The 19,139-nt window shown below is 69.0% G+C and carries 15 protein-coding genes and 1 pseudogene; 9 read left to right on the top strand and 7 right to left on the bottom strand.

Annotation, left to right across the window (positions count from 1 at the left end; genetic code table 11):
* Positions 1-96: 96 nt before the first annotated feature.
* Complete coding sequence (locus AVTE2539_RS04040) at positions 97-1,434, bottom strand: tetratricopeptide repeat protein (RefSeq protein WP_284408442.1); 1,338 nt, start codon at positions 1,432-1,434, stop codon at positions 97-99.
* Positions 1,435-1,547: 113 nt separating this feature from the next.
* Between AVTE2539_RS04040 and AVTE2539_RS04045 the strand changes: the two genes are divergently transcribed.
* Positions 1,548-2,378 (top strand): SGNH/GDSL hydrolase family protein, encoded by an 831-nt coding sequence (locus tag AVTE2539_RS04045; RefSeq protein ID WP_284408443.1) that lies wholly within the window; start codon positions 1,548-1,550, stop codon positions 2,376-2,378.
* A 194-nt stretch (positions 2,379-2,572) separates the two neighbouring features.
* On the opposite strand, the pseudogene AVTE2539_RS04050 reads toward AVTE2539_RS04045, so the two are convergent.
* Positions 2,573-3,859 (bottom strand): annotated as a pseudogene (locus AVTE2539_RS04050) (OpgC domain-containing protein); the annotation flags it as partial.
* Here AVTE2539_RS04050 and AVTE2539_RS04055 point away from each other — a divergent pair.
* The 4 genes from AVTE2539_RS04055 to AVTE2539_RS04070 all read left to right on the top strand — a co-directional run bounded on the left by AVTE2539_RS04055 (position 3,791) and on the right by AVTE2539_RS04070 (position 11,831).
* Positions 3,791-9,769, top strand: coding sequence for an alpha-2-macroglobulin family protein (locus AVTE2539_RS04055; protein WP_284408444.1), 5,979 nt, complete (start codon positions 3,791-3,793; stop codon positions 9,767-9,769). The pseudogene AVTE2539_RS04050 and the gene AVTE2539_RS04055 overlap by 69 nt on opposite strands.
* A gap of 50 nt (positions 9,770-9,819) precedes the next feature.
* Positions 9,820-10,257 carry a BPSL0067 family protein gene (locus tag AVTE2539_RS04060; protein WP_284408445.1) on the top strand — a complete coding sequence of 146 codons (438 nt, stop codon included), beginning with the start codon at positions 9,820-9,822 and terminating at the stop codon, positions 10,255-10,257.
* Complete coding sequence (locus tag AVTE2539_RS04065) at positions 10,244-10,591, top strand: STY0301 family protein (RefSeq protein WP_284408446.1); 348 nt, start codon at positions 10,244-10,246, stop codon at positions 10,589-10,591. The genes AVTE2539_RS04060 and AVTE2539_RS04065 overlap by 14 nt, the downstream gene beginning before the upstream one ends.
* Before the next feature lie 298 nt (positions 10,592-10,889).
* Complete coding sequence (locus tag AVTE2539_RS04070; protein WP_284409414.1) at positions 10,890-11,831, top strand: TRAP transporter substrate-binding protein; 942 nt, start codon at positions 10,890-10,892, stop codon at positions 11,829-11,831.
* Between the two features lie 64 nt (positions 11,832-11,895).
* Here the strand turns inward: AVTE2539_RS04070 and AVTE2539_RS04075 are convergent, their stop codons facing one another.
* Positions 11,896-12,306 carry a hypothetical protein gene (locus AVTE2539_RS04075; protein ID WP_284408447.1) on the bottom strand — a complete coding sequence of 137 codons (411 nt, stop codon included), beginning with the start codon at positions 12,304-12,306 and terminating at the stop codon, positions 11,896-11,898.
* A 108-nt stretch (positions 12,307-12,414) separates the two neighbouring features.
* Between AVTE2539_RS04075 and AVTE2539_RS04080 the strand changes: the two genes are divergently transcribed.
* On the top strand, positions 12,415-13,308 hold the full coding sequence (locus AVTE2539_RS04080; protein ID WP_284408448.1) for a LysR substrate-binding domain-containing protein: 894 nt from the start codon (positions 12,415-12,417) through the stop codon (positions 13,306-13,308).
* A gap of 28 nt (positions 13,309-13,336) precedes the next feature.
* Here the strand turns inward: AVTE2539_RS04080 and AVTE2539_RS04085 are convergent, their stop codons facing one another.
* Complete coding sequence (locus AVTE2539_RS04085; protein WP_284408449.1) at positions 13,337-13,768, bottom strand: TerB family tellurite resistance protein; 432 nt, start codon at positions 13,766-13,768, stop codon at positions 13,337-13,339.
* A gap of 57 nt (positions 13,769-13,825) precedes the next feature.
* The gene (locus tag AVTE2539_RS04090; protein ID WP_284408450.1) at positions 13,826-14,014 is read right to left on the bottom strand and encodes a hypothetical protein; all 189 of its coding nucleotides are present in this window, start codon (positions 14,012-14,014) and stop codon (positions 13,826-13,828) included.
* Between the two features lie 218 nt (positions 14,015-14,232).
* Here AVTE2539_RS04090 and AVTE2539_RS04095 point away from each other — a divergent pair, with 218 nt between their 5' ends.
* Positions 14,233-14,574, top strand: a complete 342-nt coding sequence (locus AVTE2539_RS04095; protein WP_284408451.1) for an HPF/RaiA family ribosome-associated protein — start codon at positions 14,233-14,235, stop codon at positions 14,572-14,574.
* A 172-nt stretch (positions 14,575-14,746) separates the two neighbouring features.
* The gene (locus AVTE2539_RS04100) at positions 14,747-15,235 is read left to right on the top strand and encodes a nuclear transport factor 2 family protein (protein ID WP_272564504.1); all 489 of its coding nucleotides are present in this window, start codon (positions 14,747-14,749) and stop codon (positions 15,233-15,235) included.
* Positions 15,236-15,302: 67 nt separating this feature from the next.
* Here the strand turns inward: AVTE2539_RS04100 and AVTE2539_RS04105 are convergent, their stop codons facing one another.
* The gene (locus tag AVTE2539_RS04105) at positions 15,303-15,797 is read right to left on the bottom strand and encodes a T6SS effector amidase Tae4 family protein (protein ID WP_284405864.1); all 495 of its coding nucleotides are present in this window, start codon (positions 15,795-15,797) and stop codon (positions 15,303-15,305) included.
* Positions 15,794-16,165, bottom strand: a complete 372-nt coding sequence (locus AVTE2539_RS04110; RefSeq protein WP_284408452.1) for a Rap1a/Tai family immunity protein — start codon at positions 16,163-16,165, stop codon at positions 15,794-15,796. The genes AVTE2539_RS04105 and AVTE2539_RS04110 overlap by 4 nt, the downstream gene beginning before the upstream one ends.
* A 627-nt stretch (positions 16,166-16,792) precedes the next feature.
* On the opposite strand from AVTE2539_RS04110, the gene pbpC reads away from it, so the two are divergent.
* A complete protein-coding gene (pbpC, locus tag AVTE2539_RS04115; RefSeq protein WP_284409416.1) occupies positions 16,793-19,102 on the top strand; it encodes a penicillin-binding protein 1C in 2,310 nt (769 codons plus the stop codon).
* The last annotated feature ends 37 nt before the right edge of the window (positions 19,103-19,139 follow it).

The raw sequence follows: 19,139 nt of genomic DNA on the forward strand, positions 1-19,139 counted from the left end.
CCTGGATTTGAAGCAAAAACCCGTTCCAGCACAATCAGTACTAGGGCGTATTGCTATTAATTCAGTAGCAAATCGATGGCGCCTGCCTGCGTCGCCTCAAGGCGTGGAGGGCGCTTCGCCGCCTGCCGCCGGCTGCGGCAAATGGGCGCGCAGCAGCCATTGCACCTCCGCCACCGAAGGGCTGTCCGCATGCCGCGCCTGCAGGGTGGCGAGCACCTTGAGCGCCATGTCGGGGCGGTTCATGCCCTGCAGCAGCACGCGGGCGACCAGTTCGTAGGCCTTGGGCACCAGCGCATGCCCCTTGAAGCGCCGGTCGAACCCGCCCAGCAGCGCGATGGCCTGCCTGGCATCGCCGCCGTTCCACGCCGTGTTGGCCAGGGCCAGGGTGTGGCCCGCGTCGGCGATCACGAACTGCGCGTCGCGCTCGCGGCAGGTGACGAACGCCTTGAGCGCCTCGGTCGTCTGGCCCGCGTTCAGCAGCAGCGGGATGAAGCGCTGGGCATGCAGCAGCAGGGTGTCGGTCTTGTCGGTCAGCGCCAGCACGCGGTGGTAGCGGCGCTGGGCGGGCAATTCGTCCCCATGCAGGCGCTGGTCTTCGTAGGCCGTGCCCAGGGCGCCCGCCAGGTCGCCGTCGGTGATCTGCTGGGCCACCAGCGCGTCGGTCGCCTCCTGCGCGATCTGCCGGGGCGTGCGCCGGTCCGGCGGGGCATCGTCGTCCAGCCCGCCGCCGGGCAGCAGGTCGATGCCGAAGGCCTCGTGGTTCTGGTACATGGCGTAGCCCAGCAGGCTGCACATCACCCAGCCGAAGTAGATGAACAGCCAGTTGCCCAGGGGCAGCAGGAGCCAGCCCTTGAACAGCGGCATCAGCAGCGCCAGCGCGATGGCCGCGCCCTGGCTGAGCAAAAACAGGAAAAAGCACAGCAGCCCATAGGGCCAGCCGATGATCCGCACCACGCCCCAGGCGGCGGCGGGGTTCAGCGACGCGAACAGGCTGCCCGTCTGCACCAGCAGGATCATGGTGGCCGGCAGCAGGAAGCTCACGGCCAGCCAGGCGAGTTCCGCCAGGCCCGTGCTGACCCGCTGCAGCCAGCCCACCACGATGCCCTGCACGAGCAGGATGCCGAACAGCTTCCAGGGCAGGGCGGTCCACTCGTCGTCCAGCCGGTCGGGGAAATCCTCGGCGCGCTGCAGGCCGCGCGAGCCCATCGCCACCACCTTGAAGCCGTAGCGCGACGCGGCCAGCAGGATGCCGACCTCGATGAGCAGCACGGCCAGCACGTCCGGCAGGAAGAACAGCACGCCGTACAGCATGCTGCACACGGCCAGCACGGTGCTGTAGAACAGCGGCTTGCGCTGCAGGGGGAAAGCGAAGAACTGGTTGAGCCGGTGCCAGAACGGCACAGGGCCCGCTGGGGCCTGGGAAGCGGAAGACATGTCGATGGAAACCCGGCGGCCGGTGTTGGTGTAAATTTGTAAAAATTGTATGCTTGCGGAACGCGGGCCAGCACAATCGCTCACACGCCGCTGCAGTCCTTTTTGGAGTCGCCATGCATTCTCTTCGGGCTTTCCCGACGCGTTCCCTTGCGACCCTGGCCCTGGCCTGTGCGGGATTCGCCGCCCAGGCGACCCCCGCCGACTCTACCGCTCCATCGGCGGTTGCCACGTCGCCCTCGGCCTATGCGCGCTGGCAGTCCAGCATGGACGCCTTCGCCGCAGCCGACAAGGAACGGCTCCCGCAGGCCGGCGGCGTTCTCTTCGTCGGCAGCTCGACCATCCGTTTCTGGACCGACGTGGCGGAGGATTTCCGCCAGTTGCCCGTGGTGATCAACCGCGGCTTCGGCGGCTCCACCATGGCGGACTGCAACCATTTCGTGAGAAACCTGGTGCTCCAGTACCGCCCGCGCCATGTGATGGTCTATGCCGGCGACAACGATCTGGCCGAGGGCCGCACGCCCGAGCAGATTCTGGAGAGCTTCCGGTCGTTCGTGCAGACGGTACGCACCGAACTTCCCGACACCCGCATCAGCTACATCTCCATCAAGCCCAGCCCTTCGCGCGTGGCGCTGATGCCCCAGATGCAGCAGGCCAACGCCCTGCTGGCGCAGTACGTTCGCACGGTGCCCAACAGCGACTACATCGACGTCTTCTCGGCCATGCTCGATGCCTCCGGCCAGCCGCGGGCGGAACTCTTCGGCCCCGACCGCCTGCACATGAACGATGCCGGCTACGACCTGTGGCGCACGGTGATCGGCGCGTTCGTGGCGCCGGCCCCCGCGATACGGGCGGGCGGCGCTTCGCCCACCGCCACGGCCGCCATGCCTGCCGCCACGGTAGCCACCGGCAGCCCCGCACTGGTGCGGGTGAGCACCAGGCGCTGAGACCCGCTCGGGTCGTCCCGGCCGGCACTGGCGCCGCTTGGCGGCAGTGCGCCGCTGGCCCCCGCGGCTGAGGGGCCGCCGCCGGCATCGGGTGCGGGCTGCACCGGGCGACCATCGTCGTTGGGCGGATTGTCCACCCACAGGCTCACGCGGGCCACGGCATAGAGGGTGGCAAAACAGGCGATCAGCAGGGCGATGTCCTGCGGCCAGGGCCGCTCGTAGTCCGCTCCCATGAAGACCAGCGTGAGCAGCACCACCACCAGGTGGGCGCAGAACACCGGCAGCGAGGCCGCGCCCAGGGTTTCCAGCCAGTGCTGGCGCGGCAGCTTCGCGGCCAGCATGGGCCCGAAGCGGATGGTCAGCGCGGTGAGGGCCATCAGGTCGATCAGGCGCAGCGGGCCCAGAGCCCATTTGTCGAACAACAGGTTGAGCTGCGGGTTGGCGTCTCCGAACGGCACCTGGCCGACCACATGCCGCCACACCATGCACACCACGGGGATGGCGCCGGCCACCCACAGCGACCAGCGCGGGAACTCGAACGGCGGCGCCTCGGGGTCGTTGCGGCTCGCGCCCATCCAAAGGCCCAGCACCCACAGGAACTGCCAGCTCCACATCACGAAGGCGCCGGTTTCGGTGAAGGGGATCGGCATGGGCAGCACCGCCGCGAAGCCGTCATAGAACCAGCGCGCCAGCCCAAACTGCGCCAGCAGCCACAGCAGCACGCTGCCGGCCATGATGGGCGCCCAGCCGCGGCGCAGCGCGAACGTCATCAGCCAGGGGCTGGCCAGCATGAACAGCACGTACAGCGGCAGGATGTCCAGCAGCGGCGGTTCGTACACCAGCAGCAGCCCGCCCACCAGGGCCTCCAGCGGGTGCAGCAGGTAGAAGGTCATCATGCCCTTGATGGCGGGCTCGTCCACGCGAATGCCGATGAAGGCGATCACCGTGAACAGGAACAGCAGCGTGGCCGCCTGACAGCCGTAGATCTTGAGGGCACGGCGCCAGAAGGCCTGGCGCATGTCCGCCACGGTCTTGCGCCAGGCGAGCCGGCCGTAGACCATGCCGGCCATGTACGCCGAGAGCAGCACGAAGCCCTCGGCCGCCGAGACGAAGCCGAACGGCTGCCCCAGCGGCTGCGTGAGCCGGGTGGGCAGGTGCGTGACGGTCATCAGGGCGAGCATCAGGCCCCGGACGGCATCGATTTCCCAGCGGCGGGTGGAGGAGGGGGGTGGCATGGGCGCGCCCGGGGTGGAATTGAAACCATTCTCACGGAGCGAGGGGGTCGGGCGGTGTAGGCCATTTACAACTGCGTCACTGCGCTGGTGGTTCGCCGCCTGCCGATGGGCTACGCTGCCGGGTTCGAAAGGGTGCCGGTCCGTTGGGCCGGGCCCGTCGCCGTTTTTGCAAAAGCCATGACAACAACGCATTCCTTCCGCGCCCTGGCGCTGGCCTTGGCCCTGGGCGCGGCCGCCCAGGCCCATGCCCTGTCCATCATCAGCTTCTCGCCCCAGGGCGAGGTGTCCCGCGTCCGGCAGGCGGTGGCCAAGTTCGATGGCCCGGCGGTCAATTTCGGCGACCCCAAGGCCCCGGCCCCGCTCTCCGTGAGCTGCTCCGACGCCGAAGCCGGCCAGGGCACGGGACGCTGGACCAGCGAGCGCGAATGGGTCTACGACTTCAAGGGCGACCTGCCACCCGGCGTGCGTTGCACGGCCCAGGTGAAGTCGGGGTTCAAATCGGCCGCCGGCGCCGAGCTGTCGGGCACGAAGAGCTATGCATTCAATACCGGCGGCCCATACGTCCAGAACATCCGCCCCGGCACCTACCAGCCCATCGACGAAGAGCAGTTCTTCATGCTGCAGCTGAACGGCCCGGCGACCCTGGCCAGCGTGCAGGCCAACGTCTGGTGCGTGGCCGACGGCGTGGGCGAGCGGGTTCCGGTGCGCCTGATCGAAGGCGCCCAGCGCGAGGGGCTGCTGGCCTCCCAGGGCCTGGACAAGACAGCCGCCAAGGAGCCGCTCAAATACGTCACCCTGGCCTGCAACCGGCGGCTGACCTCGGGCGGGCGGGTGCAACTCGTCTTCGGCAAGGGCGTGGCCACGCCGAGCGGCGTCGGCAACACCATCGAAAAGCGCTACGAGTACAAGGTGCGCGAGCGCTTCGCCGCCGATTTCCGCTGCGAGCGCGAGAACGCCCAGTCGGCCTGCCTGCCGATCCGTCCGATGTTCCTGTCGTTCAATGCACCCGTGCCGCGCAAGCTGGCCGAGGCGGTGCGCCTGCGCTCGGACAAGGAAACGCTCAAGCCCCGGATCGACGGCGAGGGCGATGGCGACACCGTGGTGAACGGCGTGCGCTTCGACCCCCCCTTCACGGCGCAGACGGCTTTCACGGTGCAGTTGCCCAAGGACTTCAAGGACGCCTCGGGCCGCACGCTGCGCAATGCCGACAGCTTCCCGCTCAAGGTGGGCACGGGCGCCATGCCGCCCCTGGCCAAGTTCGCCGCCTCGCCGTTCGGCGTGGTCGAGCGCTATGCGGAGGGCCCCAAGGAGCCCGCCTTGCTGCCCGTGACCTTGCGCAACGTCGAGGCCGCGCTCAAGGTCCAGGGCCTGGAGGCCGGCAAGCCCGCCGATGGCGCGGCGCCCGCCAAGGTGAGCACCCTGCAGCCCGGCAGCGACGCGGACATCATTGCCTGGTACCGCAAGGTGCGCCGCTACGACGGCTACCTCGTGAGCCGCAAGAGCGCTCGCCGCGACGTGAAGGGCGCGCTGCCCGCTGCGCTGGAGAGCGACAGCAGCGAGTACGTGCAGTCGCGCATGGTCTCGCTGCTGTCCGGCCAGGGTGGCGTGAAGACGCTGGACCTGCCCAAGCCGGTCAACAACGACCCGCGGCCCTTCGAGGTGGTGGGCATTCCGCTGCCCACGGGCTTCCATGTGGTGGAGATCGCCTCGCCGCTGCTCGGCAAGTCGCTGCTGGACGAACGCCACGGCGAAGGCCGCACCATGTACGTGCGCACTTCGGCGCTGGTGACCAACCTGGGGGTGCATTTCAAGCTCGGCCGCGAGAATTCGGCCGCCTGGGTGACCACGCTGGACAAAGGCCAGGTGGTGGCGGGCGCCAAGGTGCGCGTGTCCGACTGCAACGGCCGCGAACTGGCCACGGGCACGACCAACGCGCAGGGCGTGGCGCTGTTCGACGGCCTCTCACCCGAGCCTCCGTCGTGCCAGGGTGACGATGGTGGTGAACAGGCCTACTTCGTGAGTGCGCGCGCTCCGGGCGCCGATGGCGCGCAGGACATGGCCTTCACCTGGAGCGACTGGCAGCGCGGCATCGAGCCCTGGCGCTTCAATCTGCCCACCAGCATGGAGCCCCGCCCCGACGAGCGCGCCCACACCGTGTTCGACCGCACGCTGCTGCGCGCCGGCGAAACCGTCTCGATGAAGCACCTGCTGCGCACCGAGAACCGCAAGGGCTTCGGCCTGCCGGACGAGCAGCCCGACACCCTGGTCATCACCCACGTGGGCAGCGGCCAGCAATACACGCAGGACCTCACTTGGCGCAAGACCGCCACGGGGGGCTTGAGCGCAGAGAACACCTTCGCCGTGCCCCCCGCCGCCAAGCTCGGCGTGTACCAGGTGCAGTTGCAGGGCGGCTCGAACAGCCGCAACAGCTTCGAGTCGGGCCAGTTCCGGGTCGAGGAGTTCCGCCTGCCCGTGCTGGAAGGCCGCATCACGCCCACCGACAAGAAGCCCCTGGTGCGCGTGCGCTCGGTGCCCACCGACGTGCAGGTGAACTACGTGGCCGGTGGCGGCGCCGCCAACCTGCCCGTGCGCGTGTCGGCGCTGGTGCGCGGAAAATCCGCCCAGTGGAGCGATTTCGACGCCTTCAGCTTCATGCCGCCCAACCAGCGCGGCGCGCAATCGCAAAGCCATAGCGACGACGAAGAAGCGGCCGCCGGCCAGGACGCCCGCGTCATCGCCGACAAGCTCGCGCTGACGCTGGACAAGAACGGGGCCGGCAAGCTGGCCATCGACAACGTGCCCCTGGCGCGCCGGCCGCAGGAGCTGGTGCTGGAGGCCACCTACGCCGACCCGAGCGGCGAGGTGCAGACGCTGCGCAGCACGCAGACCCTGTGGCCCGCCGCCGTGGTGGCGGGCATCAAGACCGAAGGCTGGGTCTCCGCCGCGCAGAAGATCCGCTTCCAGGCGCTCGCGCTGGGGCTGGACGGCAAGGTGCAGGAGGGCGTTCCGCTGCAGGTGCAGGCCATCGCCCGCATCACCACCACCAGCCGCAAGCGCATGGTGGGCGGCTTCTACAGCTACGACAACAAGACCGAGACGAAAGACCTGGGCACCGTCTGCACGGGCAAGAGCGATTCGCGCGGCCTGCTGCTGTGCGAGACCAAGCTCGAAGAAGCCGGCGAAGTGGAGCTCGTGGCCACCGCGCGCGACAAGGACGGCAACACGTCCGAGGCGGCCTCGTCCGTCTGGGTCACGCGCCAGGGCGAGATCTGGTTCGGCGGCGAAGACCACGACCGCATCGACCTGCTGCCCGAAAAGAAAACCTACCAGCCCGGCGAGACCGCCAAGCTGCAGGTGCGCATGCCGTTCCGCCACGCGACGGCGCTGGTGAGCGTGGAGCGCGAAGGCATCATCGACACGCGCGTGGTGCAGCTCAACGGCCAGGACCCGACCGTGCAGGTCAAGATCGAGGAGGGCTGGGGACCCAACGTCTACGTGAGCGTGCTCGCCCTGCGCGGCCGCCTGCGCGAGGTGCCGTGGTACAGCTTCTTCACCTGGGGCTTCAAGGCGCCGACCGAGTGGTGGAGCGCCTTCTGGTACGAGGGCAAGGAATACGTCGCGCCCACCGCCATGGTCGATCTGTCCAAGCCCGCCTACCGCCTGGGCGTGGCCGAGATCCGCGTCGGCACGCAGGCCCACCAGATCCAGGTGAAGGTGGTGGCCGACAAGGAAAGCTACCCCGTGCGCGGCAAGGCGCAGGTCACCATCACCGCCACGCTGCCCGGCGGCAAGCCCGCGGCCGGCGCCGAGGTGGCCCTGGCCGCCGTGGACCAGGCGTTGCTGCAGCTGATGCCCAACACCAGCTGGAACCTGCTCGATGCCATGCTGCAGCGCCGCTCCTGGGGCGTGCAGACCTCCACCGCGCAGATGGAAATCATCGGCCGGCGCCATTACGGCCGCAAGGCCGTGCCAGCGGGCGGCGGGGGCGGCCACAGCCAGGCGCGTGAGTTGCTCGACACGCTGCTGCTGTGGCAGCCCGCGATCCAGCTCGATGCCAACGGCCAGGCCAAGGTGACCGTGCCGCTCAACGATGCACTCACCACGTTCAAGATCGTGGCTGTCGCCGATGCGGGCACGGGCCTGTTCGGCACTGGCGCGACCCAGATCCGCGCCACGCAGGACCTGCAGATTATCAGCGGCCTGCCGCCGCTGGTGCGCGAGGACGATCAGTTCCGCGCCCAGATCACCCTGCGCAACACGACCCAGGCCGCGATGAAGGTCGAGGTGGCTGCCCGCGCCACCCTGCTGCAGCTGGACAAGCAGAGCGTGGACATCCCGCCCGGCGAATCCCGCGAGGTGGCCTGGACCGTGACCGCCCCCGCGCAGCTGGCGCAGACGCGCACCGAGGCCATCCTGTGGGAGATCGAAGCCCGCGACACGGCGGGCGCCAACGGCGCGCGCGACGCGCTAAAGGCCACCCAGCGCATCATCCCCGCGGTGCCGCTCACGGTGCAGCAGGCCACGCTGGTGCAGGTGGACGGCAGCTTCAACCTGGACGTGAACCCGCCAGCCGATGCGCTGCCGGGCCGCGGCGGGCTGAAGATGTCGCTGCAGCCCAAGCTGGCCGAAGGCCTGCCGGGCGTGCGCGACTGGTTCGCCAACTACCCCTTCGCCTGCCTGGAGCAAAAGACCAGCAAGGCCGTGGGCCTGCGCGACGGCACCCTCTGGCAGACCGTGGTGGCGCAATTGCCCACCTACCTGGACGCCGATGGCCTGGCCAACTACTTCCCGCCCCAGGCCGGCAGCGCCAATCGGGGCAGCGACACGCTCACCGCCTACCTGCTGTCGGCGGCGCACGAGGCCTCCAGCCTGCATCCCGAGTTCGCCCTTCCGGACGAAGCCCGTGCCGCCATGGAGCGCGGCCTGACCGCGTTCGTGGAAGGGCGCATCCAGCGCGACTTCTGGAGCCCGCGCAAGGACCTGGACATGCGCAAGATCGCGGCCATCGAGGCGCTGTCGCGCTACGGCAAGGCCTCCGGCCGCATGCTGGGCAGCGTCACCATCGCGCCCAACCAGTGGCCCACGCACACGGTGATCGACTGGCTGAACATCCTCAAGCGCGTGAACGACGTGCCCCAGCGCGACCAGCGGCTGGCCGAGGCCACGCAGGTCCTGAAGGCCCGCCTGAGCTACCAGGGCACCAAGCTCATCTTCAGCACCGAGCGCGACGACTACTGGTGGTGGCTGATGCAGAACGGCGACGTCAACACCGCCCGCCTCATGCTCGCGTTGATGGACGACCCGGCCTGGAAGGACGACATGGGCCGCCTGGCCAACGGCTTCATCAGCCGCCAGCAGAACGGCGCATGGCACACCACCACCGCCAACCTGTGGGGCGGCCTGGCGCTGGAGAAATTCAGCGCCAAGTTCGAGGCCACGCCCGTCGCGGGCGTCACCCGCGCGGCCCTGGGCAGCGGCAACGCCGGCGTGGACTGGGCGAAGGTCGAGCGCGTGAAGGCGAGCGACGCCACGGGCGCGGCGCACCAGACCACCTGGTTCGGCGCACCCGCATCGCCCGGCAACTTCAAGAACAACAGCATGTTCCTGCCCTGGTCGGCCACGGGCGGCAAGGAGAACCTGGCGGTCACTCACCAGGGCACCGGCAAACCGTGGCTCACGCTGCAGTCGGTCGCGGCCATTCAGCTCAAGGCGCCGTTCGCGGCCGGCTACGCCATCAAGAAGACCATCACCCCGGTCGAGCAGGCCGTGCCTGGCAAGTACACCCGCGGCGACGTGCTGCGCGTGACGCTGGAGGTGAACGCCAGCGCCGACATGACCTGGGTGGCCCTGACCGACCCCATCCCGGGCGGCGCCACCATCCTGGGCAGCGGTCTGGGGCGCGATTCCGAGATCGCCACGCAGGGCGAGAAGCGCTCGGGCAGCGCCTGGGCGGCCTTCGAGGAGCGCAGCTTCGAGGCCTACCGCAGCTACTACGAGTACCTGCCCAAGGGCACCATCAAGGCGGAATACACCGTGCGGCTGAACAACGTGGGCGACTTCGCGCTGCCCCCGAGCCGCGTGGAAGCCATGTACGCGCCCGAGATGTTCGGCGAGACGCCGAACGCCCGGGTGAAGGTGGAAGCCGCCGCCCGCTGAGCGGGCTGTGCACGCAGTCCGCGATTGCATTCAACAGGAGAAATCTTTCCGTGGCCTACGTTTCCGCCAATTACGCAAACAACGCGCTTGCACCGGTCGGCAAATGGACCTGCGCACCCACTTCATCCCAGGCGCCGTTCACGACGACTCCTTCGGGGGCCGACACCAAGGGTACCGAGTTGTGCGGGCAATGCGTTTCGTATGTGAAACGCGTCTGCCCCACGCTGCCCTCCACGAGTGCCTGGAAGAAAGGCGCGGCGGTGAAGAACAACACCAAGCTGGTGCCCGGCACGGTCATCGCCACCTTCAATGCGGCAGGTCGATACCATGGTCATGCAGCCGTCTACGTCGGTCAGAACGCAGCGGGCATCCATGTCTATGACCAGTACGTCACCCCGCCTCGGCCCAAGCCGGTGGGACCTCGGATGTTGCGCTGGGGGGCCCATGGCAACTCGAACAACGGAGACAACTTCTATGTCGTGGACTAAGCCCCTCTTCGCCGTTTTGCTGGTGGCGATGGCCGGCTGCGGCGGTTTGCCCGCCCAGGCGGCCGGGGTCTGCCCCGCGCAACCCGGCCAGCCCTTGCGGCAGGTCGATGTGTTCGACGGCCCGGTCGAAGACCTGGCAACCCTGGTGCCCGACGTCGCGAAGGAGCGCGCGGGGCACTGGCAGCTCGGGTACGTGTATGCGGCGGGACGCACCGTCAACGTGCGCTGCCATTACGCCGATGCGCGCACGGTGGATGTTGAATTGACCCAGAAAGTGGAACGCTGCGACTACCGCATCGACGCCCGCAAGACGCTCGATCTGCGCTGCAAGTAAGCCGTTCCATGAAGCCGTTCGAGAAGCCGGCGCGGCGGCGGTAAGCGCCCGGGCTATCACATCCCGTCCTGCTCGCCAACTGCTCCTTTCGAGCGGTTGTGGTTTGCCCGTCGCACCTCCCGCGCGAAGCGCTTGCTACGGCTGAGTCCCCCTCGGAGAATGCGCAGGCCATGTCGGCGCGCCCCCAGCGAAATGCGCTGCCAGGGCACGATGCCGTGCTGGCGGACAGGCATTTTTCGAACACTTGGGGGACACGATGCGCAAGATGAATTTTCCGGTGCTTGCATCGGCGGCGGTGATGGCCATGGCGGCGTCGGTACCCGTGGGGGCCCAGACGCCGCTGCGGGCCTGGAACACCCACCCCGACGGCTACCCGGTCACCGAGGCGATGAAGAGCTTCATCAGCGAGGTGGAAGCCTCCACCCAGGGCCGCTACACCATCAAGCTGTTTTCCGATGCGGTGCTGGGCGACCAGGGCAAGGCGGTCACGATGATGAAGGCCGGCGAGATCGACCTGGCCGAATTCAACCTGGGCCCGCTGGCCGAGGCCGCACCCGGCCTGCAGGCGTTCAACCTGCCCTTCCTGTTCGGCGATGCCGCCCACATGTTCCGCTACCTCGACGGCGCCATGGGCGAGCGCCTGTCCGAGAAGCTCAAGGCCTCCGGCTTCGTGGTCCTGGGCTGGTACAACGGCGGCGCGCGCTCGTTCTACTGCGCCAACAAGCCGATCACCCGGCGCGAAGACCTGGCCGGCCAGCGGGTGCGCGTGCAGCAGTCGGACACCTACATCGAGATGGTGAAACTGCTCGGCGCCACGCCGGTGGTCGTCCCCTACAAGGAAGTGCTCGACAGCTTTCGCAACGGCACCATCGATTGCGCCGAGGGCAACCTGGTCTCCTACGAATCGACCGGCCACTACAAGCTGGCCAAATACATGCTGCTGGACCAGCACACCATCTCGCCCGAGGCCCTGGTGGTGTCCACCAAGCTCTGGAACCGGCTGAATGCGCAGGACCAGCAGGCCTTCCAGAAAGCGGGCAAGGCCTCTGCCTTGCTGATGCGCAACCTGTGGGAAAAGCGCGTGGTCTCGGCCCGTGCCAATGTGGCCAAGGAAGGCGTGCAGTTCGTGACTGTGTCCGACTTCTCGCCCTATGTGCGCCGCATGGCGCCGCTGTACAAGAAATACACCGACAACCCCGACGTCCGGGGCGATCTGCTCACCATCATCTCCAACCAGTGAGCACCGCCCGGCCCCGGCGCAGGGCGCGCGGGGGGGGGGGGGGGGGGGGGGGGGAGCGGGCCTGTTACTGGACGACGGTGGCGCGCGGCGTGCCGTGCGCGGTCCGCCGGCCCTTGAGCAGCGCGATCAGGACGTGGACCCCGAAGGCAACCGCCAGCAAGATCACGGCGCCCAGGCCCCACAAGGCCCAGGCCAGCACGGTCACGGCGCCGGCCAAGGCGGGCACGGTGTCCAGCGCTGCCTGAACCATCGGGCCGGCGGAGGCGATCATGGCCGCGAGCTCTCGGGCCAGCTCGGGCGGTATCCAGCCCCTGATCCATTCGGGCACCACCACGGCATTCATGGCAGACGTGCCCCCGGCCAGCGCGCCTGCGCTGGACACCGCCCAGACCGCCATGGCATGCATGCCCCAGCAGGCCAGCGACCAAAGGGCGAGAAGCGTTAGAGAGAGAAACCAGCTGATGGCATAAAACATGGAGGTTGTCCTTTCGAATGGGCGAGCGCCCAGTATGGCCATGGCGGCATTCGATGGACACCAGCTTTTATCGAACATAGCATTCGGTTTTTCCGATCCGGAGGCTGCATGTTGAACTACCGCCATCTCTACTATTTCTGGATGGTCGCCAAGGAAGGCGGCTTCGCCCGCGCCGCGGACCGCCTGGAGATGGCGGTGCAGACCATCAGCGCGCAGGTGCGGGATCTGGAAAAGGACCTGGGCCACCAGTTGCTCAAGCCCTCGGGCCGAGGCATGGTGCTGACCGAGGCGGGACAGGCGGCCTATGCGCGGGCGGAAGAGATCTTCCAGCTGGGGCAGGGCATTCCCGACGAGGTGCGCGAGGCGGCCAGCGCCAAGGTCGCCCGGCTGTCGGTGGGGCTGTCGGACGGCATCTCCAAGCTGGCAGCGCATGCCCTGCTGGAGCCGGTGCTCGCCACACCGCACCTTCGCCTGGTGTGCCACGAGGGCGAGTTCGACGAGCTGCTGTCCGAGCTGGCCCTGCACCAGCTGGACGTGGTGCTGGCTGGGCAGGCCGCGCCGCGAAACCCCAACCAGCGCCTGACCAGCGAGCGGATCGCGCGGTCCACGCTGCAGTGGTACGGGCCGGCATCTTTGGTCAGGAAACACGCGCGCGACCGGTTCCCCCAGTCGCTGCAGGACCTTCCCGTGCTGTTGCCCACGCCCCATTCGCCACTGCGGTCCACGCTGGACCATTGGTTCGAAGACCTCGGTGTGCGGCCCCAGGTGGTGGGCGAGTTCGAAGACAGCGCGCTGCTCGCGGTGTTCGCGGCCCGTGGGCTCGGGGTGTTCCCCGTGAGCCAGCTGGGCGCGCAGGACGTGGGGCTGGTGCGGGGCCTGCGCCTGCTGGGCGACTGCCCCGACATCGGCGAGGAGGTGCACGCCATCTGGTCGCGGCGCGGGCAGCACCATCCGCTGGTGCGCCAGATGGTCGCGGCGGCCCACGCGGTGGCCGCGGCCTAGCCTTCGGCGGGCCCGTGCGCGGCCCTGTTCAAAGGCCGGCCGCGACCGGCGCGGCCTTGGGCGCATCGGATGCCTCGCCCATGCGCCAGTGTTTGAGCGCGGCTTCCATGATCCAGGCCTCGGCGGCCGCCAGGTGGTGGTCCGCGGTCGCCGCCGTGCAGGCGAAGTGCAGCACGCGCTGCTGCAGTTCGGGTTCGGTCACCTCTGCCATCAGGGCGGCCAGCGCCGCTTCGTCGAGGTTGCCGGTCAGCAGGCGGCGCTCGCGCGCCCCCATCAAGAGGTCTTCGCACAGCGCGTGCAACACCTGGGCGAAGTCGCCGGGCGCCAGGCCGAGTTCGCCTTCGATGTCCAGCCTCTGCAGGGCGTCCGTTTCCGAACGGCTGACGTGGCCGTCCGAGATCAGCAGCAGGCCGACGATCCGGGCCGCTGCTTCGGGGCTGTTGGTGGGGTAGCTGCGCATGGAGTGTTCCTTTGTGAAGTGTTGTGGTGGCGAACGGTGTTGGGCGATCAGGCGGCGTCAGTCGCGGTAGCGGCGGTGGCGCGCCGGCTGCGCAGGGCGTGCGGCGTCGATCCGCACGGGAACGCGCACCGGTGCACGCAACGCGCCGCTGCCGTGCGACACCTGCTGTAGCCACTGCAGGGCCCGGGCGCGCAGGGAGGAGAGCAGGTGGGAGACAAGGGGCAATGGCTTCATGGGGCGATTCATGGGGGGCTCCTGTGGTGATGACAGCCTTGAATGTGCAGCCGGTTGACCGATGGAAGAAGCAGGTTTTCTGAGATGGCTGCATCGGTATGACCGAAGCCTTGCGATTGACGGGTTGGCTGCAAGGCAGCAGGTTTTTCAGAGGGTTTTGGCAGAGGAAAACTGCTGTGCCCCTGCAAGCGTGCGGGCTAAGGTGCCTGCTCCAACGAAGGAGAACGCTGATGCAGATTTTTTTCCAGTCCCGCCATCCCGAAGCGACCGCGATGCGCGATACCGTTGATCGCCGCGTGCGCTTCGTGCTCCGGCGCCTGAGTGCGCAGGTGCCGCGTGCCGATATTCAGCTGGCCGACGTGAACGGCCCCCGGGGCGGGGTGGACAAGCGCTGCCGGATCGAGCTGCGCACCGACGGCGCGGGCCCCGTGGTGGTCTCGTCGGTGGCCAGGGACTGGCTCACTGCGCTCGACGAAGCCCTGGCCCGCGCGGCCCGGCATGTGCTGCGCGTGTGGCGCCGCGCGAACGCGGCCCGCAGGCCGAGCCGGCGTTTGCCTGAGACAGGGCCATGACGGCCCGCCGGAGAGCCATGGGCGATACCCCACCGCGCGCCGTTACGGTCGGGCACTGAGCAAATTTGAGGATTGAAACATTGCCTCACCACAAAGATCGACGGGCCCGCGCCGCCGGCGCGGCCGGCAGATATAAATCCGCCGTGTCCATCGATTCTGAAAGGGGAGTTTCATGAAGCAACTATTGGCCCGCTGCGTTCTCGCGGCGGCGATCGTCCTGCCGGTGGCGGCCCACGCCCAGGTGCCGGTGGTGGAGCAGCCGGACCACGAGCAATTGCTCATGAGCCACGACTGGCGGCTGGCGTGGAACAAGCGGCTGGTCTACAACTTCTGGCGCGAGGTGTTCGAGGCGGGCCACATGGACCTGGCGCCCAAGTACATGGCCGAAGACTACATCCAGCACAACCCCACGGTGGCCACGGGCCGCGCGGCCTTCATCGCGTTCTTCTCGCAGTTCGTGCCGCCCACGCCCATCGAGCCGCGCGTGAAGGCGCCTTTGGTGGCGATCACGGCCGAGGGCGACAAGGTCATCCTGAGCTTCGTGCGCGAAATGACGGACCCGCAGGACCCGACCAAGAAATACACGACGACCTGGTTCGACATGTTCCGCATCGAGAACGGCAAGATCGCCGAGCACTGGGACGCGGCCACCAAGAACTGACGCGGTCGCCCCGACGGACCTCGGGGCGCGGCGCGCGGCCACGCAAAGTGGCCCGCGCTGCCGCCCGTCAGTCCAGCGGCCAGAACCAGATTTCCTTGGAGTCGAAATAGCAGGCCGAGCTGCAGACGGCCGCGGCGTTGGTGGACTCCACCAGATCGATGTGGCCGCCGTTGTAGCTGGCCATCTTCCAAAAGAAGATCACGCCACGCTTTCCCTGGATCTTTGCCTGCACGTTGTCGGGCGTGAGGATCTGCGGGTAGCCCAGTACGCCCCGCTGCATGAGCTGGTCGGCCAGCAATTTCGCGCCCGGCTCCACGAACCGGCCTTTGAGCGGGCCCTCCTTGATTTTCAGGCGCCCGGTGATGCCGGTGCCCGACTTCAGCAGCGCCAGGCTCATGCGGACCGCGCAGGTGTTTTCGTAGCCGGCGTTCTGCCGCTTCAACTGGCCCATGTCGTATCCGATCTCGCGGTACACGCTGTCGCCGTCCATGAATCGGGTCGGCTGCATGCGGTCGGAGGAATAGTGATGGGACTTGAGGTTCTCGAAGATGGGCTTGGTCAACGCGGGCTCCGGCAAGGGAATTGCTTGGACAGGATGGCGACCAGGGTTTTGGAGGCGCGCTGCTGCAGGGCCGGGCCTTCGACCTTCTTCAACTCGGTGAACAGGCGCTCGTCGATGGTGATGGTCTTGAGCGTGGGGTAGCCGCACCACGCACGCCCCTCGGTGGCGTCGAGCACGCCCGTGAGGTAGAGCTCGGCCTGCTGCCGCACCTGAGGAGTCTGGCTGAGGTAGGCCTGCCGGAAATCGTCCGTCGTGATCTGCGTGTTGTTGATCATCGCGTTCTGCGTGGTGGGCAGCGGGGCCGACAGGCGCGGCGGCATGGCTTGGGCGAACGCGGCGCTGCCGGCCAGGCCGGCGGCGGTTGCCATGGCAGCGGCCAGGAAGCGGGGTGCGGAAAAGCAAGGCAAAGCAGTGGCCTTTCAAAGGGGGTGGTGCGCAGTTGCGCGGTGTGCGCCGCAACGGTTCTGCAAGAGCGCATGAATGGCCCGCCAGCGCAGCGCGGGCTGCGGCCCGGGGCACGGCGAACATGAAAGCGGGAGGTCCCCTGGGGCATGGCACCAAGGCCCGCCAGAGAGGACCCGCCAGCTGGCTCCGTGACCAATGCCGGAGCGAAGTGGCGTTGCGCCAAAGGTTACACGAGGGTGCGGCGCGATGCTCGAAAGTCCCCAGGGTCCGTTCGGGTCCTGCGCGACGCGCGGCGGCTTCTGCGCGAGAATCGGAAGGGCCCGCCCTGCGTCTGCGATCCGGGGTGCGGCCATCGCCCGGTGCAACGCCGGGTGGGACGGCGTCACGGGAGGAGGCGACAATCTCCGGTCGCCGCCGGCCTGCGGGCCGGCCTCCGCTCTCCTTTTCTCCGACCCATCCTCCTTCTTCCCATGTCCATGGACTTTCTCGCGGTCGTGCGCAGCATCGCCACCTGGCGTCGCAATGGGCGGGGCCGCCACGAGGTCTGCGCCGGTATCGGAACCGCCATCGTCCGCCATGGCGCAGTGGCCGTGGGGCGGGCGCTGCTCGCGCTGGGTCTTGCCGGCATCGGCGCCCCGGCCGCCTGGGCCTTGCCCACCTTCAACGAGGTGCGTGCGGACTATCGCCCCTCCGACACGCTGGTGCTCTCGCGCGAGGGCGAGGTGCTGCAGCGCCTGCGCACCGATGCCACCGTGCGGCGCGGCCAGTGGGTGCCGCTGGCCGAGGTGTCGCCCGCGCTGCGCACGGCGCTGGTGCTCAGCGAGGACAAGCGCTTTTACGAACACAGCGGCGTGGACTGGCGCGCGGTGTCGGCCGCCGCCTGGGGCAACCTGTGGAACCAGCGCACGCGCGGCGCGAGCACGCTCACCATGCAATTGGCCGGCCTGCTCGACGGCGACTGGCGCCAGGGCGCGGGTGGGCGCAGCGTGGTGCAAAAGCTGGGGCAGACCGTGGCCGCCCAGGTGCTGGAGCGGCGCTGGCGCAAGGACCAGGTGCTGGAGGCTTACCTCAACCTGGTGCCGTTTCGCGGCGAGATCGTGGGCATCGACGCGCTCTCGCGCACGCTGTTCGGCAAGGCCGCGCACGGGTTGGACGAGCGCGAGGCCGCCGTGGCCGCCGCGCTGGTGCGCGCCCCCAATGCCCGGCCTGCCCTGGTCGCGCAGCGCGCCTGCGGGGTGCTGCGCGAGCTGCAAAAGCCCGTGGTGCCGTCCTGCGATGCGCTGGACCTGTTCACCACCGCTGCGCTGCAGCGCCGGGCCTTCGACGGCGCCGATGGCGTGGCCCCGCACTTCGCGCGCTACCTGCTGCGTCAGCCCGTGGCGGCGCAAGCGGTGCCTTCGGACACCCCGGCCGCGGACGCCGAGCCGGCGCGCCGCGAGCGCGTCACCTCCACCCTGAGCGCACCGCTGCAGCGCTTTGCGGTGCAGACGCTGCACCAGCACCTGCGCGAGCTGCGGGGCCGCAACGTGGAGGACGGCGCCGTTGTGGTGCTGGACAACGCCACGGGCGAGGTGCTGGCGTGGGTGGGGTCGTCCGGCGCTTTGAGCCAGGCCGGCGAGGTGGACGGCGTGCTGGCCCCGCGCCAGCCGGGCTCCACGCTCAAGCCGTTCCTGTACGCGCAGGCGTTCGCCGAGCAGCGCCTGACGGCGGCGTCCCTCATCGAGGATTCGAGCGCGCACATCCCGACGGCCAGCGGGCTCTACATTCCGCAGAACTACGACCGCCAGTTCAAGGGCTGGGTGTCCGCGCGCACGGCGCTGGCGGCGTCGCTCAACGTGCCGGCGGTGCGCACGCTGGTCATGGTGTCCCCCGATGCCTTCTTTCGCCAGCTGCGCGCGCTGGGGCTGCCGCTGCGCGAGAGCGGCGACTATTTCGGCTACAGCCTGGCCCTGGGCAGCGCCGAGGTGCCGCTGCTGCACCTGACCAATGCCTACCGGGCGCTGGCCAACGGCGGGCGCTACGGGCCGGTGGCCGTGACGCCCGTGCAGCAGGGCGCCGGTGCACCGCGCGCGGCCACGCCAGCGGCGCCGGCGATGGACCCGCGCGCGGCCTTTCTGGTGGGCGACATCCTGTCGGACGGCAATGCCCGCGCACGCACCTTCGGCACCGACAGCGTGCTGGCCACCCGTTTCTGGACCGCCGTGAAGACCGGCACCAGCAAGGACATGCGCGACAACTGGGCGCTGGGCTGGTCGCGCCGCTACACGGTGGGCGTGTGGGTGGGCAACGCGAGCGGCGCGCCCATGCACGACGTGAGCGGCACCAGCGGCGCCGCGCCCGTGTGGGCCGAGATCATGGGCTGGCTGCACCGCGCCGGCGCGGGCGTGCGCAGCCGCCCGCCCGCGCCGCCCGAGGGGCTGGTGCAGGCGGCCGTGCGCTTCGGCCCCGAGCCCGGCGGCGCGCGCCTGATCGAAAGCGCGCGGCAGGAGTGGTTCATCGCTGGCACGCAGCAGCCCCTTTTTGCTATCGATAACGTAGCAGAACAGCCAATGAAAGCCCTGGCGTCCGGCCCAAATCGCCCCAACCCGGCCTCCAGCGCACCCGAAGACGGCCTGCAGGCGCCGTCGCCGCGCATCCTCTCGCCCGCGCCCGGCACCATCGTGGCGCTGGACCCGGACATTCCGCCCGACCGTCAGCGGCTGCAGTTCGCGGCGACCTCGGCGCAGCCCCAGGCGCACGCCGGCCTGCGCTGGCGCATCGACGGCCGGGTGCAGGGCCGGGGCGCGCAGTGGGCGTGGCTCCCGTGGCCCGGGCGGCACCGCGTGGAGCTGCTGGACGGCGGAGGGCAGGTGCTGGACACGATCAGCCTCGAAGTGCGGGGCGCAGGACTCAAGAAATGAAACCATGCTTTGCGTTCGGCGCCTGTGCGCAGCTCCC

Source organism: Acidovorax sp. SUPP2539 (assembly GCF_030158975.1).
Lineage (GTDB): Bacteria > Pseudomonadota > Gammaproteobacteria > Burkholderiales > Burkholderiaceae_C > Paracidovorax.

Excerpts from the sequence above, each read along its gene's own strand:
- AVTE2539_RS04100 (WP_272564504.1), top strand. The coding sequence starts at position 14,747 with ATGAAGCAACTATTGGCCCGCTGCGTTCTCGCGGCGGCGATCGTCCTG.
- AVTE2539_RS04080 (WP_284408448.1), top strand. The coding sequence starts at position 12,415 with ATGTTGAACTACCGCCATCTCTACTATTTCTGGATGGTCGCCAAGGAA.
- AVTE2539_RS04045 (WP_284408443.1), top strand. The coding sequence starts at position 1,548 with ATGCATTCTCTTCGGGCTTTCCCGACGCGTTCCCTTGCGACCCTGGCC.
- AVTE2539_RS04090 (WP_284408450.1), bottom strand. The coding sequence starts at position 14,014 with ATGAATCGCCCCATGAAGCCATTGCCCCTTGTCTCCCACCTGCTCTCC.
- AVTE2539_RS04055 (WP_284408444.1), top strand. The coding sequence starts at position 3,791 with ATGACAACAACGCATTCCTTCCGCGCCCTGGCGCTGGCCTTGGCCCTG.
- AVTE2539_RS04085 (WP_284408449.1), bottom strand. The coding sequence starts at position 13,768 with ATGCGCAGCTACCCCACCAACAGCCCCGAAGCAGCGGCCCGGATCGTC.
- AVTE2539_RS04110 (WP_284408452.1), bottom strand. The coding sequence starts at position 16,165 with ATGGCAACCGCCGCCGGCCTGGCCGGCAGCGCCGCGTTCGCCCAAGCC.
- AVTE2539_RS04095 (WP_284408451.1), top strand. The coding sequence starts at position 14,233 with ATGCAGATTTTTTTCCAGTCCCGCCATCCCGAAGCGACCGCGATGCGC.
- AVTE2539_RS04065 (WP_284408446.1), top strand. The coding sequence starts at position 10,244 with ATGTCGTGGACTAAGCCCCTCTTCGCCGTTTTGCTGGTGGCGATGGCC.
- AVTE2539_RS04040 (WP_284408442.1), bottom strand. The coding sequence starts at position 1,434 with ATGTCTTCCGCTTCCCAGGCCCCAGCGGGCCCTGTGCCGTTCTGGCAC.
- AVTE2539_RS04070 (WP_284409414.1), top strand. The coding sequence starts at position 10,890 with ATGGCCATGGCGGCGTCGGTACCCGTGGGGGCCCAGACGCCGCTGCGG.
- AVTE2539_RS04075 (WP_284408447.1), bottom strand. The coding sequence starts at position 12,306 with ATGTTTTATGCCATCAGCTGGTTTCTCTCTCTAACGCTTCTCGCCCTT.